This window comes from Moorena sp. SIO1F2, assembly GCF_010672755.1.
GTDB lineage: Bacteria > Cyanobacteriota > Cyanobacteriia > Cyanobacteriales > Coleofasciculaceae > Moorena.
Map to the genome: position 1 here is coordinate 1 of NZ_JAAHFV010000105.1, position 17,943 is coordinate 17,943.

At 42.7% G+C, this 17,943-nt stretch carries 16 protein-coding genes; 10 read left to right on the forward strand and 6 right to left on the reverse strand.

The features are described 5' to 3' along the window. The coding region (locus tag F6J94_RS14580; RefSeq protein WP_293041338.1) for a DUF3376 domain-containing protein at window positions 1-1,747 on the forward strand (1,747 nt) is incomplete at its 5' end. A 364-nt stretch (window positions 1,748-2,111) separates the two neighbouring features. Here the strand turns inward: F6J94_RS14580 and F6J94_RS14585 are convergent. From F6J94_RS14585 to F6J94_RS14595, 3 genes are all read right to left on the reverse strand, one after another. Beyond that, the gene (locus F6J94_RS14585; protein ID WP_293027382.1) at window positions 2,112-2,519 is read right to left on the reverse strand and encodes a helix-turn-helix transcriptional regulator; all 408 of its coding nucleotides are present in this window, start codon (window positions 2,517-2,519) and stop codon (window positions 2,112-2,114) included. 917 nt (window positions 2,520-3,436) lie between these two features. After that, entirely contained in the window at window positions 3,437-3,742 is a 306-nt protein-coding gene (locus F6J94_RS14590) for a hypothetical protein (protein ID WP_293027385.1), read from the reverse strand. 161 nt (window positions 3,743-3,903) lie between these two features. Beyond that, entirely contained in the window at window positions 3,904-4,407 is a 504-nt protein-coding gene (locus F6J94_RS14595; RefSeq protein WP_293041341.1) for an RNase A-like domain-containing protein, read from the reverse strand. 190 nt (window positions 4,408-4,597) lie between these two features. Between F6J94_RS14595 and F6J94_RS14600 the strand changes: the two genes are divergently transcribed. The 3 genes from F6J94_RS14600 to F6J94_RS14610 all read left to right on the forward strand — a co-directional run bounded on the left by F6J94_RS14600 (window position 4,598) and on the right by F6J94_RS14610 (window position 6,625). Beyond that, window positions 4,598-4,981 (forward strand): pentapeptide repeat-containing protein, encoded by a 384-nt coding sequence (locus F6J94_RS14600; protein WP_293041344.1) that lies wholly within the window; start codon window positions 4,598-4,600, stop codon window positions 4,979-4,981. Between the two features lie 9 nt (window positions 4,982-4,990). Next, window positions 4,991-6,172 carry an endonuclease/exonuclease/phosphatase family protein gene (locus F6J94_RS14605; RefSeq protein WP_293041347.1) on the forward strand — a complete coding sequence of 394 codons (1,182 nt, stop codon included), beginning with the start codon at window positions 4,991-4,993 and terminating at the stop codon, window positions 6,170-6,172. A gap of 309 nt (window positions 6,173-6,481) precedes the next feature. After that, the gene (locus F6J94_RS14610; protein ID WP_293041350.1) at window positions 6,482-6,625 is read left to right on the forward strand and encodes a hypothetical protein; all 144 of its coding nucleotides are present in this window, start codon (window positions 6,482-6,484) and stop codon (window positions 6,623-6,625) included. A gap of 447 nt (window positions 6,626-7,072) precedes the next feature. On the opposite strand, the gene F6J94_RS14615 is transcribed toward F6J94_RS14610, so the two are convergent. Beyond that, window positions 7,073-7,645 carry a PEP-CTERM sorting domain-containing protein gene (locus tag F6J94_RS14615; protein ID WP_293027398.1) on the reverse strand — a complete coding sequence of 191 codons (573 nt, stop codon included), beginning with the start codon at window positions 7,643-7,645 and terminating at the stop codon, window positions 7,073-7,075. 808 nt (window positions 7,646-8,453) lie between these two features. Here F6J94_RS14615 and F6J94_RS14620 point away from each other — a divergent pair. From F6J94_RS14620 to F6J94_RS14635, 4 genes are all read left to right on the forward strand, one after another. Further along, window positions 8,454-10,082 carry a GspE/PulE family protein gene (locus F6J94_RS14620; protein WP_367142210.1) on the forward strand — a complete coding sequence of 543 codons (1,629 nt, stop codon included), beginning with the start codon at window positions 8,454-8,456 and terminating at the stop codon, window positions 10,080-10,082. Window positions 10,083-10,129: 47 nt separating this feature from the next. Continuing rightward, a complete protein-coding gene (locus F6J94_RS14625) occupies window positions 10,130-10,252 on the forward strand; it encodes a hypothetical protein (protein WP_293041356.1) in 123 nt (40 codons plus the stop codon). A gap of 162 nt (window positions 10,253-10,414) precedes the next feature. Continuing rightward, complete coding sequence (locus F6J94_RS14630; protein ID WP_293041359.1) at window positions 10,415-10,633, forward strand: hypothetical protein; 219 nt, start codon at window positions 10,415-10,417, stop codon at window positions 10,631-10,633. 15 nt (window positions 10,634-10,648) lie between these two features. After that, window positions 10,649-11,716, forward strand: a complete 1,068-nt coding sequence (locus F6J94_RS14635) for an adenosylhomocysteinase (RefSeq protein ID WP_293041362.1) — start codon at window positions 10,649-10,651, stop codon at window positions 11,714-11,716. A gap of 206 nt (window positions 11,717-11,922) precedes the next feature. Here the strand turns inward: F6J94_RS14635 and F6J94_RS14640 are convergent, their stop codons facing one another. Further along, window positions 11,923-12,105: a hypothetical protein gene (locus F6J94_RS14640; protein WP_293041366.1), complete on the reverse strand. Its 183-nt coding sequence runs from the start codon at window positions 12,103-12,105 to the stop codon at window positions 11,923-11,925. A 604-nt stretch (window positions 12,106-12,709) separates the two neighbouring features. Next, a complete protein-coding gene (locus F6J94_RS14645) occupies window positions 12,710-13,732 on the reverse strand; it encodes a glycosyltransferase (RefSeq protein WP_293041376.1) in 1,023 nt (340 codons plus the stop codon). 687 nt (window positions 13,733-14,419) lie between these two features. On the opposite strand from F6J94_RS14645, the gene F6J94_RS14650 reads away from it, so the two are divergent. Then, a complete protein-coding gene (locus F6J94_RS14650) occupies window positions 14,420-15,682 on the forward strand; it encodes a transposase (RefSeq protein WP_293041370.1) in 1,263 nt (420 codons plus the stop codon). A gap of 104 nt (window positions 15,683-15,786) precedes the next feature. After that, window positions 15,787-17,895 carry a tetratricopeptide repeat protein gene (locus F6J94_RS14655; protein ID WP_293041373.1) on the forward strand — a complete coding sequence of 703 codons (2,109 nt, stop codon included), beginning with the start codon at window positions 15,787-15,789 and terminating at the stop codon, window positions 17,893-17,895. Window positions 17,896-17,943 lie beyond the last annotated feature (48 nt).

Consider the following 17,943-nt stretch of genomic DNA (forward strand, 5'->3'; position numbering starts at 1 on the left):
TGGTATAACCGAATTAACTAAGCTGTTAACTCATCCCCATATTAGTCAATCCTTCTATGATATGATATCATCCTTTCAAACTAATCACAGTTCGAAGTCTACGGATAATCTGCGTAGAGAGATTTACAACCGTCTAATTCGGTTATACCGTTTCTTGCTCGATGCTGAGGGGCTAGCAGAATTTGTACCACAAAACCATCAGCAATCTTATTTAGAAAAAGTCCCAGCCTATTTCTTGCAAAAATTACCAGAAGAAGCAGCAGAACAATTAGCCGCTAACTCTGAAACCCAGACAGTTGGAAAAACCACCATTGACTGGTTGCCCCAGCGGCGAATTTCCAGCATTTTTGAACAATTTAAGCAAAAAGTTAATCAAGTAGAGCAAGAACCAAATCAACTTCAAAAAATCTGGCTTGCTGAAAAATATAAAAATAACATTAATGAAAATAATGGTAACGAATACTCCTCGGTTTTGTGTAAGATAGAGGAAGCATCAGAGAAATTCATTGAACTAAGTGGGGTAAATCAGTCTGAAGAACTCTTGACTCGTTTTAAACGATTTCGAGAACTCGATAAAGTTCTGTATCCCTTTGAGTATCTATCTGAAATTGAGGAAAAAAATCTGATCGAGACGATTCGGATTAGTCCAGATGATGCTCAGCTGGGTTTTGGTAAAGGGCAAAAGTTAGATAGTAAACTGGCGGGAAATACCTTAAATGCTTTTGGCGGTTTCTTTAAGAAGTCGTGGCGTTCTAATGATATTATGTGGGGGCGCTTAGACGGATTAAACCGGATAGTTGAAGCTTTACTTACTCCTGAGGGGATTGCTAAGTTTCCTAAGTTTTTGAAACGACAAGCTCAAGAATATAACATTCCTGAAGCGGGAGAAGAATTTGATCAGTTTAAAGAACAGTACTTAGATTTTTTAATTCAAGAGTCTTTCCCTAACGCTACCGCTGATCACCAGGATAAAATTAAAGGTCATCTACGTAAGCTGGCGACTCCTAATCCAGATCTTTCTGAGGCTGATATCAAAACAATACTGGATGATTTAGTGTTGGAAGGACATCGTGATATTCTCAGCACTGACCTACAGAATGTGATTGAAGATGAAATTTCTGAACAACTAGAGTGGAGTAACCAGCGAGTTCAACCTGCTGCTCCTAACGATAGTCAAACCACAAATCTAACCACAAGTCCAACCACCAAACCCCAGTATAGTCTAGTTGAGGGTAGTTTTAGTGAAACCATTAGTCTACTAGCAGCTCAGGAATTAGCTAGGAAAAGCATTGACTCCTTACCCCAGGGTAAAGAAACGTTCTTTCTCAACCATTACCAGGTGGGTTCAGAGACATTCTCAAATGATATTCCCACTACTATCCTAACAAATCTCGCTACCCGAGCTGCCCTGATTGTGCGAGATATGCTGATCACTGTATTAGGCGATCGCACTCCAGGCTTCGGTAGTAGTTTGATCTATCAAGTCTTGAATAAATCCTTACAACTATTTTATTGGTGGCAACAGATTACCCAATCATCAGGGATTAAAAAGGGTGATGGTAGTCGCCAGAAGTTGATTTCCCTGGTAGTGCAAGTAGCCTTGTTGCTGATTGCTGTCCTGTCTGTGGTTATTATCATATATCGGTCATGGATATGGTTTGCGATCGCATTTCTGACTGGCCTGTTGTCTTGGCTTTTAGGGAATCCTTGGAAAGCTATAAAAGAACGATTAATTATCAAGAATTAATTATCAAGTATGTGTGTGTTGACGTAGCGATTCTCCTTTGGAGACACTACGTCAACCCATAGCTGTTTTCCCCATCTCCCGCTAACCATTTCGGGCAAAGCCCGACGCTGCGCGAACGGGTATACAGCGGTTTGCAATTCAATTAGGTACAAAGTTCTGGGTTTTTAGGGAGCAGGGACTGAGGCCGTGGGCCACGCGGGGCGCGTTCGGAGCAGGGAGCAGGTAAGAGGGAATAGGGAATAGGGAAAAAATTCAGTGTACTTGATAGTTATGCAAAGCGCCGTAACGGGAGGGGAATTGGAGTTGAATGATGGGCAATAGTTCGGGACTAATCACAATTACCAATTACCAATTACCAAGATCACTAAAAAGATTGCTGCATCGCTTTGAGTTGCTCTAGCTGTTGATGTTGTTGCTTTATTTGCAGTGACAGGGAATCACACACTAGCTCACATAGCTCAAAGATAAAGGGATTAGCTATTTGGTAAAAGACATTGATTCCTTGTTGATTGCGAGTGACAATCCCTGCTTTAGCCAGGATTTTTAAATGCTTGGATACATTGGCCTGACCTAAGCCTGTTTGTTCGATAATTTGAGTAACATTTTTTGAGCCTGACTTCAGACAACAGATAATCTGCAAGCGACTTACTTCAGATAAGACTTTAAAGAAATCAGCGATCAGAGTCAAGGAAGTAGGGGATAACTGGGATATCTCACAGTCTGGAGGTTGCTCACTCCTCAGAGATGATTTTGGCAAAGAACTTTTAAGCATAATAGATTGGCTGACAGTGGTAATCAAGGCTAGGCTTTATCTATTATATTATTATACGGTAGTTTTAGGGCTGATTGACTGACAAAACTCCTAAAACCCTTGATTTTATCTAAAACCATTACCAGGGTTGGGTTTCACTACTGATTTGCTCGCTTGTCTAACCACAAAACTTGGTCGAGCCAGCGAGCTTTGATAAACCGCTTCTGCAAATCCGATAGATCAATCGCATCAATCAACCCACCTATCTCTTCTTTAAATTTTTCCCGATAAGACCGTTTTTTTTACATGATTCACTCGTCCTGTTTACTTTAGAGGATGCCCCAGAACTATACCCCACTGTTATGGAAAAAAACACCTTGACAATGGCTAGATATAGCACTAGGCATTAAGGTGTTTGACATTGAGAAAAGCTGAAAAGCACTTTTAGTAAACTTTTAGGTGCGACCCGTGGCGAATTTAATTCGCCAAGGTCAAGCGCACCTTTGCCTTTTGCCTTTAGCATGCATGGCTTTTGCCTTGCGCGTAGCGCTATACATGTATGGATTGTGTTTGGGGATTCATCACCCCAGTTATAACCGGGAATTATTACAACGTGGGTAAGGAGAAATTCTCAAGTTTCGAGTATAGTTTAATCGGGGAAATAATACCCTTTTTTTCATAGTGGTCATGGGAATTTGGCGGAAGCGAGCCAAGCAGCGCACTACCTCACAGGCTAGAAGCCTGTGCCACGCTACTTGAGGTGCTACCAGCTTAAGCGCTACGCGCACGCTACGCGAACAGCTAAAGTCTAGCGGTTTTTATCCTAATGAGGTACACATAATTTTTGTCCTGTTCCCTCTTCTGATTTCCCTGTTCGCTGTTCCCTATTCCCTAAAACCAGAAACTCTGTACCTCACCACATTAAAAGCCGCTAGACTTTACTCTCCTCCGGATACTTTATCAAGGCAACTTTCCAACAGGTCGAGCATTTCTGTTAGCCATTTTCTAGCACTTTCTTCAGTTTCAAAATAGCGATTGGCATAGTCACCCACATCTTTCCAGGGAAAGGAGCGAGAAGCCAAAGCAACCCTTCCTTCGGTAATTATGGTACGATGCCACTTGGCAAGTTCTGGATTGTTGCAGCCAAGAACTACCTCTTCATCACTTTTACCTTCAAAATCAGCTTCAGCAAACTCCCCAGCAAGAAAACTGTAGAGATTTTCGTAGTTAGGTTTTTGGCTCATGGGTAGATTTTTGGTGTATAATTAATTGGTAATGTTGAGTAATGACTGAAGATTGGAGAATTAGAGACTGAAGATTCAATAAATACAAGATATTATAGTTTAAGCAAGGGTCAGTCTAAACTATAATATCTACACTATAAAATCTACAATCCCCTGAGCAGTTATCTAGCGGGATATGACGTAAGAAGTAAGCAATCTCCCTTTGCTGTTTTTTCCATAACCACACGCAACTTCCTACTATTAGAAATATTGCTCAGAGAAGCAGGACGGCTAGCCACACGACCAACTACGTCCCTAGCCCTATAGTTAACAGCTCGCTTCTCACCTATACCAGCATCAAGAACCCAACTATTTAATCTATTCCGGTTGGCTCTCAAAGCAGCTTTAATATTAGTGGCAGCAGTTTCCAAATCGGGATAGGTGCTAGCTGCGCTGATTCTGGGAGCATTAATTAATCGGTCTACTAGTTGTTGATCACTTTTACCAACATGGCGATCAATGGTGTGACCACCAAGGTACTCCTGTCGTTGTAACCAGTCGGAGGGAAAATTACTCGGCACGCATTGCGCAGAAGCTGATTGACTCACGCAGAAACCCTGTACAACAGTCAAAACAGCCAAGAATCCAGCACTCTTGGCTAGGGATTTTTTCCAATGGGTAAGCATTTTATAATCTTTGTTTTTACCTACTATTCCCAGCAGCTTTTTAATTGTAACATCCTGAGCGACTGCATCAAGACAATGAAAGGAGGGTGAATTGGCGACTGACTGTATCAGGGATGAGCTGATTGCCCTCAAAGCTGTATAGAGTAAAATTTTGATAATTATTATATACTAATTTTGGTCAAGTCAACCGATGTCTGATCAAGAAATTCGGCCAGAAGCGCAACCGTTAATTAATCGCTGTATAGAGAAAAAAACTAAGGACTTTTTTGAGATAGGGAGAATTGCTGGTCTTAATACAACATCCGATTGTGCAGGCGCTGATCTCAGCGGTGCTAATTTGAGTAATGTTAACCTCAGCAGTGTCAATTTGAGTGGTGCTAACCTTAGCCTTGCTAAACTCAACGGGGCTAATTTATATGGTGCTAATTTATTGGGAGCTAACTTGTTCCGTACTGACCTGAATGAGGCTAATCTTAGTGAGGCTAATCTTAGTGATGCTAATCTCAGCGAGGCTATCCTCAGTCGTGCTATTCTCAGCAGTACCAATCTCAGTTCAAATAAAAATACTATATAAGTTCTGATTATGTCTGAATTTACTCCAGAAGAATGGGGAAAAATCCGAGAAACTTTGGCTGACGATCCCACTAAGTATGGATTGCCTAAACGGGAATATGGCTCGGTGGTGTTGGGGTCATTTAATATCAGAAAACTGGGGAGGGTAACTAACCGCAGTCCTGAAACCTGGGATTTTTTGGCTCATGTGTGTAAGCACTTTGATTTGCTGGCTATCCAAGAAATCATGGATGACCTGAGTGGTTTCCAGGAGTTGAAGGGGCGGATGGGGTCAGAGTTTGGTACGATTGTGTCTGATCGAACTGGGGTGTTTCCTAATGAACCAGGATTAGGGGAAAGACTGGGATTTATATATAATTGGTCGATGGTTCAGCGGGGTGAAGTGGTCTCAGATATTTCTTTTGACCGTACTAAGGTGTTAGAAACCTTGGCTCGTAACTATGATCAGATCAATCAGGCTATCTTACCCTATGTGGACTATCTAAAAGAACTGGATCAGTGGAACTCAAATCAGTTAGGAAAACGCCCTCAGAAGCCGAATGTTAAGATGCCAGTGTTTCTAACCTTTGCTCGCCAACCGTTCTGTGTCAGCTTTAGAATTGTTGGTCATCCTGGTACTAACCCCTATGAGTTGATGGCGGTTAATGCTCATCTGTATTTTGGTAACTATATCTCAGATCGCCGTCAGGAATTTGATGCACTGATGGCATGGATATTAGGACGGTTTATCGAACATGATCGAGCGTATTATCCCAATTTTATCTTATTAGGAGATCTGAATTTAGATTTTGATAATCCTACTACAGACCGTGACCGGATTGAAAAGCATATCAAGATGTTTAATGCTAAGGTAAAAGGGGAAGCAAATGTTAATTTTCCGTTCTTAGACCCCCATCCAAAGACAAAGCAATTCTTGCGCACCAATGCTAGATTTACGGAAACTTTTGACCAAATTGGTTTGTTTAATTGGGATCAGCGTCTTCCTACTTATAAGGAAAATTCCTCTATGGGGGAAAACCCACGAGGACCGGATTATGGTGTTTTTAATTTTGTTGAATTGTTTAGTGATGCCTTGTACAACCGAGGGGTTAGTGAGTTATCACTATCCGAGAAGAAGGCATTTTTTCGACGGTTTGAACATGAGGTAAGTGACCATTTACCGTTGTGGTTACGACTGCCTTTGCCGGATTGAAGTTGCTGATCATTTGGCTAGTTTGGTTAATCAATGCTTGTAAACAGCAGATCTTATCTTCGGAAAACTGCCCTTTGGTGAGTTCAGGAGTAATGTTAATGGCAAAATCAACAATATGACTAGGGATTTCTGGGGGTAAATTACCAACTAGGTCACGATTGTCTATCAGTGAATCCCGTCTGTTGTTATGGTAGGTCATGATTATTGATACGATTCTTAGTTTGTGTTACTAAGCTAATTAATAGTTAACTATAGTAAAACCGTATTTTTAACTAAGTTAGGGAACGGGGATTGGGGAAGTTTTAGGAAATGGGGAGATGGGGAGATAGGGAGATGGGGAGATGGGGAGATGGGGAGATAGGGAGATGGGGAGATGGGGAGATGGAGGAAATTTTGATGAGGAAGATGACTAGAAATTTGCCATTATTCTGGCGTTGCTTAGAGGATATCTGAAAAGTTTTTTGATACTGAATTTTGCCCCCCTAGCCCCCCAAATTTGGGGGGAACAAGAATCAATTTGATGGTAAAAGTCCCCCGAGCGAGGGATTGCTCGCTCGGGGGATTTAGGGGGCTTGGATGTAGTAAATGAGACTTCTCAGACAACCTCTTAATAATGGAATGATTTTAAGAGTAGGTGCGCTTTCCAATGGGTGAGTAAATCGCCCTTGGGTCGCACCTGTGAAATGGGCATCAGGCGTGGAACTGGCATCTTGCCAGTTTCAATATATTTTCGGGCAGGCAGGATGCCCACCCCACTCATATTCATTCTTTGATTCAGCAATGCCATTATCCTAGCTATTAAGGGTTGAGCATTAACGGTCAACTGTCAACACTCAACCCTTAACACTCAACCCTTAACACTCAACCGTCAACGTTCAACGTTCAACTTTCAAAACTCTTCTAAGCGTTTTGAGAGGATCCCTTCTTTTTACCCAGCAGCAAGCTAGCACCGAGCACACTTAACCCTAAAATAGTAGCAGGCTCGGGAACTTTACCCACTTTAGCGTAAGTGACACTACCTTCTCCAGAACCGAGAAAGAAATCACCGTAGGTAAAGAAGTCGCCTCCTATGCGGTCATTGTCTTCGTCACGGATTTCAAAGGGAAAATCGAAAGTGAACAAACTGGGAACAAAATTCAATCCCAGAAGCTCTCCATCCTGAAAATCAACGTAGGGACCTACAGGAAACAAGAAATCATCTTCTTCAGTGTAGGTGACACCATTAAAGTCGAAGACTACCGATAGGTCATCGTTTCGAGAGTTGAATCTTTCAAATCCGCTGTCAAATTGGAAGGTGTCATCATAGGTAAAATACCCCTGATAAGAGTTGCCAGCTAAATTCCCTGTCTCTACATCTACGGTAAAATCATACTTGATAGTTGCAGCAGAGACGGGTTGGGTTGGCATTACAGCTAGACCCAAAGCCACACTAGCGGCTGCCAAAACCCCTGATTTATGGAAGATATCAGCCATTATAAAATTCTCCTTGTTTCAACCTGGTAGAGCGTCTTGAATCAAGCGCTAGTCTTTTAAAACTCTATTAGTTTTAAATAAAGAGGTTAATATTAGTTTAATTTTCCACAAATTTATGATTAGTTTAAGAGCTGACAGTAGACTTTCACAAAAAATTGAGAGCCTAGGAATTTATTAACCAATTCTTAACGTAAAATTAACGTTTTGTTGGACTTACTTTCATGATTTACTCCTAGACTATTTAGCGCGCTATCCAACAACCTTGGACAACACTGTGTGTTTACCGTCGCTGCCAATGGCGACCTCTTCCTCTGTGAAGATGGTTCAGCAAACCCAATTCATCGTCATAGTTACTCAGGAAGGTCAGCTCTACAAGTTCGGTGCTAACGCCCTCAATAAGCATTAGTTTGGTGGAGCCTGGGTATCGCCAGACTGTTGTTACTTGTTTGTCAATGTTTAGAAAGGCTATATAATCATTGTAAAAAACTAGGTAAGTCTATTTAGCTAAGCCTAGGTTTTGTGAAAGGAAAAAGGTAACGTTATATATAAAGATTAGATAAAGATTTATAGTATTACCTTGATCTATCACTCCAATATCAACCAAGCGTAATACCAATTAATCAAAAAATGCTATAGTCAATAAGCACCCAGGTATTTGGGATAATTAAAACTGGAAATTAATCAACAAAAACTGTTTAATTTAGTTTAATATAGTGGGGGGTAAATCATGCAAACGGGCGTTAGAACTTCATCGGCTTGGAGGAAGTTGATAAAAGGTGAAATTAACTGTGAAACAGCCCTTAAACTGTTGGTTAACCCACAAGGAGAACTAAACGTTAACCTACTGGATCGGGAAGTCAGTTCCCGGTTCTTTAAGCCATTCCCCAATCGCCAAAATTTACCTCCCGTGATTCCGCTGGTACTGTGGCGCAACTGTTATTACCTGGGTACCCCAGTTCAGTTATGTGCAGAGGAGCTCAAAAAATTAAGCGATCGCACTTTCAGCCAAATCAAAATTATTCCCATTGCACCCAAAAGTTACAAGCGATGGTACCACAGGGAAAACAATAATGCCAAATCTATCAGTTCGGTCGCCTTTGTCAATCCCCTTACTGGTGAGGTGGAACAAGAAGACATTACCGAAACCACAGAATTGTATCTTTCCCAAGCGGCTGACCAGATTGAGCGGATTAAAACCATTATCTCTGGAGCTCTGCGTAACCGCGCCAGTGATATTCACCTGGAACCGATGACTGATGGCTTAAGAGTCCGCTATCGCATTGACGGGATTCTTAGGGATATAACTACCTTACCGTCAGACTTGGGACGAGCAGTGGTGGTTGCTCTCAAAGTCATGTCTGATATGGACATTGCTGAAAGCCGCCGTCCTCAAGATGGTCGGATTGGGGAAAACTATGCTACTGGGGAGGAGGCAGAACTTGGGTTAGATCTGCGGGTGAGTACCCTCCCTTGTGTGGGGGGAGAGAAAGCAGTGATTCGCTTATTACCAAGAGAAAACCCCTTTTCTGGCTTGGAAGAGTTAGGCTTTTCTGACGAAGAGCTTAAAATCTATAAAGGTTGGTTGCAGCAACCCCAAGGAATGGTTATTATCACCGGTCCGACTGGTTCTGGTAAAACTAGTACGCTATATAATTCCCTGCAAGGGTTAGCGACGGAAGATGTGAATGTAGTAACGGTGGAAGACCCAGTGGAGTATGTCTTACCTCGGATTACCCAGACCCAAGTGAATGAGGCAGCGGGGATGACCTTTGCGGCAGGGATGAGGGCAATTTTACGCCAAGACCCGGACATCATTATGGTCGGGGAAATTCGGGATGCTGAAACCGCTGAAACAGGGATTCGAGCGGCTTTGACCGGTCACTTAGTATTGACCACTCTCCACACCAATGATGCAGTTAGTGCTATTCCTCGTATTAAAGATATTGGTCCGGAACCAGGTTTAATCAGTGATGCCCTATTGGGAATAGTGGCACAGCGTTTGGTGCGCAAAGTATGTCCCCACTGTCAAGAACCTTATACCCCGACTTCTGAGGATTTGCGGAAGCTGAATGTGACGCCAGAGGAAGCTAATCTCAAAGGTTGGCGGAAAGGAAAGGGTTGCGCCAAGTGCTACAATTCCGGCTATTTAGGACGGGAAGCTATTGTGGAGTTACTGGATGTAGATGATACCGTACGCCAGTTGATTTATGAGGGAACTATGACTCAGTTGCACCGTTACCTGGATAAAATCAGTTTTTATTCCTTCCGGAAGGCAGCGATTGAAAAGGTAACCAAAGGGGTAACCACCCTAACCGAAATCTTACGAGTTCTACCCCACAGTGCTTTGTCCTGTAAGTCTCACGGTCAATTGGACAAGCCAAGAGCTGCTAAAGTGAAATCCCTAGATAAGATGGCTCCAAATAGGAGATACGGTTGATTGACACTGCTGGGTAGGGAGTAGGGAGTAGGGAAAGAGAGGGAAGTGTGGGAGGTGTGGGAGGTGTGGGGAGATGGGGAGATGGGGAGATGGGGAGTCAGATGAGCAACTGGCGTGTCCCCATCTTCAAAAATGTTAGCACTTACGCTAAGGTCCTGGATGTGGGATGAGCAAGAAGGATATTGAATTTTTCTGCCATGGTGCCAGTGGGCAGATTGTCTAGCTAAACCACACTGCTCAACCCATTGAATTGGTGGGATTCACCATTATCGAGAGAGTCAATTAAGGTAGTTGCATATTACTGGGGGAACTAATCATAAGAGATTTCTACTGTGAAAGTAGAGACCGTTGGAAATCCGCAGATAATGTTTGACTTAACCTTTACTCGTAATTTAAGCGCTACACTAATTGTTGTGACTCTGCTTAGCGTGAGTTTATCTACCGTGCGTCATCATCCCCAAACCATGACGAAACAAAAACGATTCACTCCAATTGGAAACGCGATGAGAATGGGTTTAGTCATCAAGGGTCAACAACTTCGCTACCGTTAATTGGGTGTATCATAAATGATTAATTTTAAGGTCTTTGAACAAGCACGGCAAAAACATCCCCGCTCTGAAGCTATGCCATTTATGGCTGAGCTGAGACAACAGATGCGTTCCCATCAGCCTTATCAAGGATTAAGACTATTACATCATATCCACTTGACCATAGAAACTGTCTTTAAAGTTGAACCTTTGCTGTTGGCTGGTGCTGAGCTTACCGTGTCTTGCCCTAATTTTATCAAGCCTAACCCAGAAGCGGTGGAAATTTTACTCAGTGCTAATGTTGAGGTTAATCTTGAAGGTAATTTTGAGGATAACTATGATATTTGTTTAGATCTTTATGGAGAGTTACCCACACTAATCACCCCTAGCCAGGGAGTGGTAGAGCTAACTAAACTCGATAACGATATCTATCAATCCTTAGATATTCCCTATCCCTTAATTTCTGTGGATGACAGTTCCTTAAAAAATATCGAAACGTTCTATGGCACTAGTAAGGCATTTGTCAAAGCCTTCCACCAGTTAACCAACGAGTCATTAGTGGATAAAAACTTAATAATTTTTGGTTGTGGAAAAGTTGGAAAAGGACTGGTTAATGAATTATTAGGCTTAACCAAGGAGCTAGTGATTGTCGATAAAAATCCTAAGATTTTAGAACAGCTTAGGGCTAGAGGAATCAAAGGGTTACAGGCTGAAGACCTGGATGGAATTAGGGCAGCACTCAAGGAGGCTTTTTGTGTTGTGACCTGTACGGGAGTTAATGGAGTACTCTCTAAGGAATATGACTTAGAAAAGGAAGATTTTAGTGGTAAGTATCTTGCCAACATTGGCGCAGAAGATGAATTTGGTGATAACTTCTCAGAGGCAGAAGTGCTTTTCAAAAAAGCTCCGATCAATTTTTCCTTAGCAGAACCTACTCCAGTTCAGACTCTCGATCCAGTGTTCTATGCCCATAACATAGCGATTGACTTAATTTTATCGAATAAATTGGAACCCGGTTACCATTCATTCCCTAGTCATCTTGCCCAGGAAATAATAGAGAAATGGGGAAACTATCATGATCAAGATATAGCCTTTTTAAGGGAGTAGGGAGTAGGGAGTAGGGAGTAGGGAGTAGGGAGTAGGGAGTAGGGAGTAGGGAGTAGGGAGTAGGGAACAGCGGATCTGGGAACGTAAGCATTCAGCTGACGGCACCTCAAGTAGCGTGAGCTTTTAGCTCACGGCTGACGGCACCTCAAGCAGCGTGCGCGTAGCGCATATGCTTACCTATAGTCTTTTAAAAATTAATCCCGCCATCACCAGTTGCGATAATGTTCATAGTCCCAACACTCTCCCTGTTCCCAAGCTCTTCCCGTTGCTTCACAGTTGTAGGAGTCATTAATCCAAGGAATACTGGTTGGGTGGCCAGCTAAAATTTTATTTTTAACAATAAATTCATTATTTTGATTAGGTGTTGTTTTTTGATTGATATCTTTCATAAATAAGGATGATGGTAATAATCCAAATATAAAAAATTTAATACTTAAAAAATAAAAACTCAAGACTAAGCTGGAAGTAAGGTTAATTGCTAATAGTTTTTTGGATTTATTTTTAGGTTTAAAAAAGCGATTATCTTGAAGTTGATAAATGTATTTATCAACTATAAATAATAGTTTAGGTTTTTTTCTTGGAAATCAGCGTAGCAATTATCGGTTTGCCAACAGGTTTGCGTTAATGTTTAACTTCTGTATGTTATGTATAACTTTTGTTGACGTTTGACCCTTGAAAGTAATCACCATAAGCATTTCAGTGATTCCACCTACAGATGATGGCAAAATGGCAAAATTGTGAAATGGAGAGATGGGAAGATGAGATTTAGTGGGTGATTACTATTTAGCAAGATTTTTCGCAATTGCTACAAAGCTGATACACATTTAACTCGCACAATATAAGCAATTGATATAATGTCCAGGAGCATCAGTTGCTCATGGGTAATAGTTAAGTAGTAATAGTTAAGTAGTAATAGTTAAGTAGTAATAGTTAAGTAGAATTACTCCCGAGCCATGACCCATGACCCATTACCAACTGATGCAGTAGTTTCAGTTAGTACAAGCTAGACCCACCTACCAACATCGTCTCTCTAGTCTGAGCCATCACCCATTGCATCAACTCCTGCCACTCCGGTGACTTCCCCAACCCATCAGCATCAAACTCCCCGCCCCAATTCCTGGAAAACTCGGCAAAATTCTCTGCCCAATGTACTACTGTCTCCATCGGTAAATAAGGACTATAGCCCCAAGCCTGTTGTAAATACTTGATCATTTCCCTGGGATGTCCTGTATTATATAAATACCAAGCAATCCATACTAGGGTTCCATAGCGCACCTGATTTTCTAATAGACGGACTGCTTGTGGTAAATCAGTCTGTTGGAAGAAGTTGTCAATGGCTGCCGACAGGGAGCGAGCTTGAGGCAATCCTTTGTGCATAGCACTTTGGTGATGCTGCCGATAGCCTACGGTTACCTGACGCAACCAAGCGGCAGGACAACCCTTGAGGGCTAACCGTAACACTATTTCTGTATCTTCAGCGGGTGGAAACCTGGGGTCAAACCCGCCAACGGACTCTAGCCAATGGCGACTGAACATCATCGCACTAGGCAGAACTGGCTTCCACAGTAGCCAACTTTCTAAGTTTAATTCTGGTACTTTTTCCCATGGACGCACTGTCATCAGTAGCTTACCCTGGGAATCGACACGATACCAACCACTATGGACAATTCCCAGATGGGGTTGTGCTTCAAAAACTGCTAACTGGGCAGCTAACTTACCTGGCAGGAAAAAGTCATCGGCATCGAGGAATGCGACAAATTCACCCAAGGCTAATTTAATGCCATGGTTGCGGGCAAGGGAGACTCCTTGGTTTTCTTGATAAATGTAACGAATGCGTCCGCTATAGGGTTGCAACACTGATCGAGTCTGGTCTGTTGAACCATCATCAATTACCACTACCTCATAGGAACAGGCTTCTTGATTCAGCGCACTTTCCACTGCTTCGGTAATATAGCGATCGCAATTATAGCTGGGAATAATTACACTGACTTGTGGTATCATTTCATACCCTCCCATCACCCCATTGAGCACTGCTATAGCTTTATATAGCAAAGGGAAGAGGGAACAGGGAACAGGCAACAGGGAACAGGGAACAGGGAACAGGGAACAGGGAACAGGGAACAGGGAACTTCGGGACAAAAATTCTCAGAATTCCTACACTGATCCCTATAGTTATTAGCCATTTTTATGAAACAGATATGAAGATTTAATGATCACAATGTAAAAAGTTTGCAAAAGAAGTTTGTTTATAAAAAAAATATAGCGAAATAGTATTATGTAAAATAACAACAAAAAATTCTAAAACTGTGAAAATTAACTTTTTTTGTTTCCTGCTATATACTGGTCTAGGTAATCTCGTAGTGTAGGTAATGAGTAATAGGGAATGACAACTAAAAAATTCCTAATAACCAGTTAGCAATTTAGTGTTATTTGTTACGGTTATCTGAACTCGTTTTAACTAGACGTTAATAATCACAACTCTAACGGCTGAAAACCGCGATGCTGGCTGAACGCGGGGGACAGTTCAACTATCCATCAAAAACTCCAAGGGGACTCCCGTTATACCAGTAGGGTTAGCGGGAGACGGGGCGTATAAAGTGCGGACGCAGGTGACCCACACAGCCCCTTGGAAATTGGAGACTAGATTACTTGCACTTTTTAAATATTTCCTCTAGAATAACTATGTTGTTAGCGGAGGACTGGATGCTAACTCAAGTTAATAACCTGCGTTTAGACGAACAGCAGATATTAGCTCTCAAGCAGATGTGTCACTTGAGCAAGAACATGTTCAACGTGGGACTCTACAATGTCCGTCAGTATTTCTTTCAAGAACGTAAACATTTGCGATACGAAAGTAATTATTATCATTCCCAAGAAAATGATAATTATAAACTGTTGCCGACGGATATTGCGCAACAAACATTGAAGATTGTTGATAGGTCTTTCAAGTCTTTCTTCGGGTTGTTAAAGCTTAAGTCTAGTGGAGGGTATCAGGAAAAGATTAGACTTCCACAGTACCTCCCAAAAGATGGACATTTTCTCTTAGTTATCCCGATCAGGAAGCGTGACTGGGAAAAATTACCAGGAAAAGACTGGCTGTTCACTGTTCCAATGTCTTGTAAATTCAAACGAGAGCATGGGGCAGTTCAGTTTGCTGTTCCTGAAAGACTTAGAACTAAAACAGTCAAAGAAATCCGTATTATCCCTAAGTATGGGGCAAGATACTTTGATGTTTGTTATTGTTACGAGGATGAATCTGAAGAACAGGTCGAACAGACTGGCGAAATCTTAGGTATCGACTTAGGACTTGAGAATTTTGCCACATGTGTCAGTACTACTCAAAAGTCGTTCATTATTGATGGTAAGCGAATAAAGTCTGACAATCAGTTCTACAATAAACGCAACTCCAAACTTCAGTCTATCAAAGACTTACAAGGCATTAAACCCTTGACGAATCGACAGGCTAAGTTACTAAGAAAGCGGAATCACAAAGTCAGAGATTTCACTAACAAAGCAGCTCGGTATGTTGTAGATTGGTGCAGAAATAATAAGATCAGCAAGATTGTTATTGGTTACAACCCCGACCTAAAACAAAAGGTCAATCTAGGGAAACGAAACAATCAAAAGTTCACCCAGATTCCGATATATACATTCAAGGACAAGCTGGAAAGCCTCTGTCAACGATATGGCATCGAAATGATCGAACAGGAAGAATCTTACACCAGTAAAGCATCTAGCTTGGATAAAGATGAATTGCCTGTGTGGAATGCTGACAACCCAAAATCCTACAAGTTCAGTGGTAAGAGAATCAAACGTGGATTATACCGAACTAGCAAAGGTTGGTTGATTAACGCTGATTGCAACGGAGCGCTAAATATAATTCGCAAGCACACAAGTAACCCCAATGATTGTATCGGAGGGTTTAGAGGTTGTTTGGCTCAACCAGTAAGAGTTTTATGCTCTTAAGAATCCCCCGCTATAATCGTCCGGCTTAGCCGACGCGGGGCGCGTTCGATTTAGCGGTGGGAGCAGTCAACTGCCCAAGCTAGTAATAACCCCATAGCTGCCTAATGATCAAGGTTGAACCAACTTACCAACAAGTCAAGGCTTATTTAGCCAAGAAGCAATGGAGTCAAGCCGTTGCTTCTTGTAGGCAAGCCTTGAGACGGCAGCCTGATTCTGAGGAATTCAATGTTTTACTAGGCTTTGCCCTAGCTGCTCAGGAAAAGCGGAGGGAGGCAATTTATGCCTATAGTAAAGCGCTGCAACTCCAACCGGAGCAAGCTCAAACTCATGCTTGCCTAGGTGAGTTATATAGTCAACTCCAGGAGCTCACAACAGCAGCATGGCATTATCAACAAGCGGTTTGGCTACAGCCGGATCAGGGTGAGTACCATTACAATCTAGGAATCACGAGGCACAAGCTGTGGGAGTGGGATGCTGCCAAAGAAAGCTATCAGCAAGCGATCGCACTTAACCCCAAGGATGCCAAAGCCCACTATCACCTAGGAGTGTTGTATGGTCAACGGGGTCAGTTAGAGGAAGCCAGCAACAGTTATCGCCAAGCCATTACCAACCAGCCAGATTACCTCAGCGCTTATAATAACTTGGGCTGTGTTCTCTTTGAGCTAAAACAATTCGAGGCAGCAAAGGCAGTCTATCAACAAGGTATCGACCAACAAGGTATCGACCATAATCCTAAGTGTGGGACTCTGTATAATAACCTGGGTAAGGTGCTGCAAGCACAAGGTAAGGCAGGTCAAGCTCTGGTGGCATACAGTAGTGCGATTGAGTTAAACCCAGAGCTAAAATCAGCTTACTTAAATCTGGGTCGGTTATGGCAACAGAAGGGGAATTATCCGATAGCAGTGCAGTATTTTGAAAGGCTGCTGAGGCTGGATCCAGAACAGATATTGACCTACAGTGAATGCGCCAACGCCTTGATGGCTCAGGGGAAACTAGCCCTAGCCTTTGACTATTTACGAAAAGCGATCGCATTGCAACCAGCTTTTGTGGAGGCTTATTGCCAACGTGCTAAAAGTTTACCAGGCCAAGACATACTTGAGCGATCGCAAATTTATTGTTCTGGATTTCTTGAGGCACTACGGAACAAAGAAGATACTTTCCAAGTCTGCCTATATCTGTGGCAGACTTATTTGTATTTAGGGGATACCTTGTTTGAGTATGGTGCAGCAAAGCAGGCGGAAAAGTATTACCAGAAAGCGTTACAGATTCAGCCAGACCAGGTTGAGTTGTATATACGGTTAGGGGATTGTTTAGCCGAGCAGCAGCGACTGGATGCAGCAGTGATGACTTATCACATGGGTTTAGCCTTGCAACCAGCTCATCCTCAGATTTATCTACGGTTAGGGCAAGTCTTGAGCAAACAAAAGCGGTTCCAGCAAGCCCTTGAATACTACCAATCCCTCTGGCATCAGCACTTAGAAGAGGGCAAGGTGAGCGGTAACCTTGGTAGTCTCGGAGTCTTGCCGATAGATAACGTGCCGAGAAATAACTATAGTGCTAAGCCGAAAGATAACTATAGTGCTAAGCCTCTTACCTCCCAACCCCCTCACCCGACCAAGGGCATTTATGAAGCGACTAGAGAGTGGTATATAAACACAGAGTGCCATGGCTGCTACTACATAGAGGTACCTTGGTCAACCATCGACAAGGATTGGCAATATACGGGATCGAGGGAAATTGAAGGTTCTGTGAACCATGGTTCCCAGGGCAATGGTTTCCCAAACGATATCAACACCATGTCCATGGTAGCGCCGCCAGTTTCTGCCCTGGCTCCTATATCTGTTGAAGGCAGCAAGTCTCAGTCCCAGTCTCAGTCCCAGTCTCAGTCCCAGCCTCAATGTGGCGGTGTTACCTGTAATCGATGTATGAGACGACTGTGTAACCAGTTTCAGTCGATTCATCTCGGCAAGAGGGTCTATCAGTGTCAGCCACCGCAAACACTTTCTGTGGATTCCCCTACTGTCTTTGTGGCGACTATCCCAAAAGGACGGGCTTGGATTGCCCCCCAAAGCAGTTACTGGAAGATTTGTCATAGCATCGCCATCATTACTCCAGATGATTATTTGCTATCTGACCTCTCTCGAAATTACCCATGGTATTTACCTGGATGTGAGCATTACGCGATCGCGGCGCGCGCGTTAGCCATCGCTTAGCGCTCGATCATCCGGAAAGGGTCGAGAAACTCTGTCTGTTGGACATCC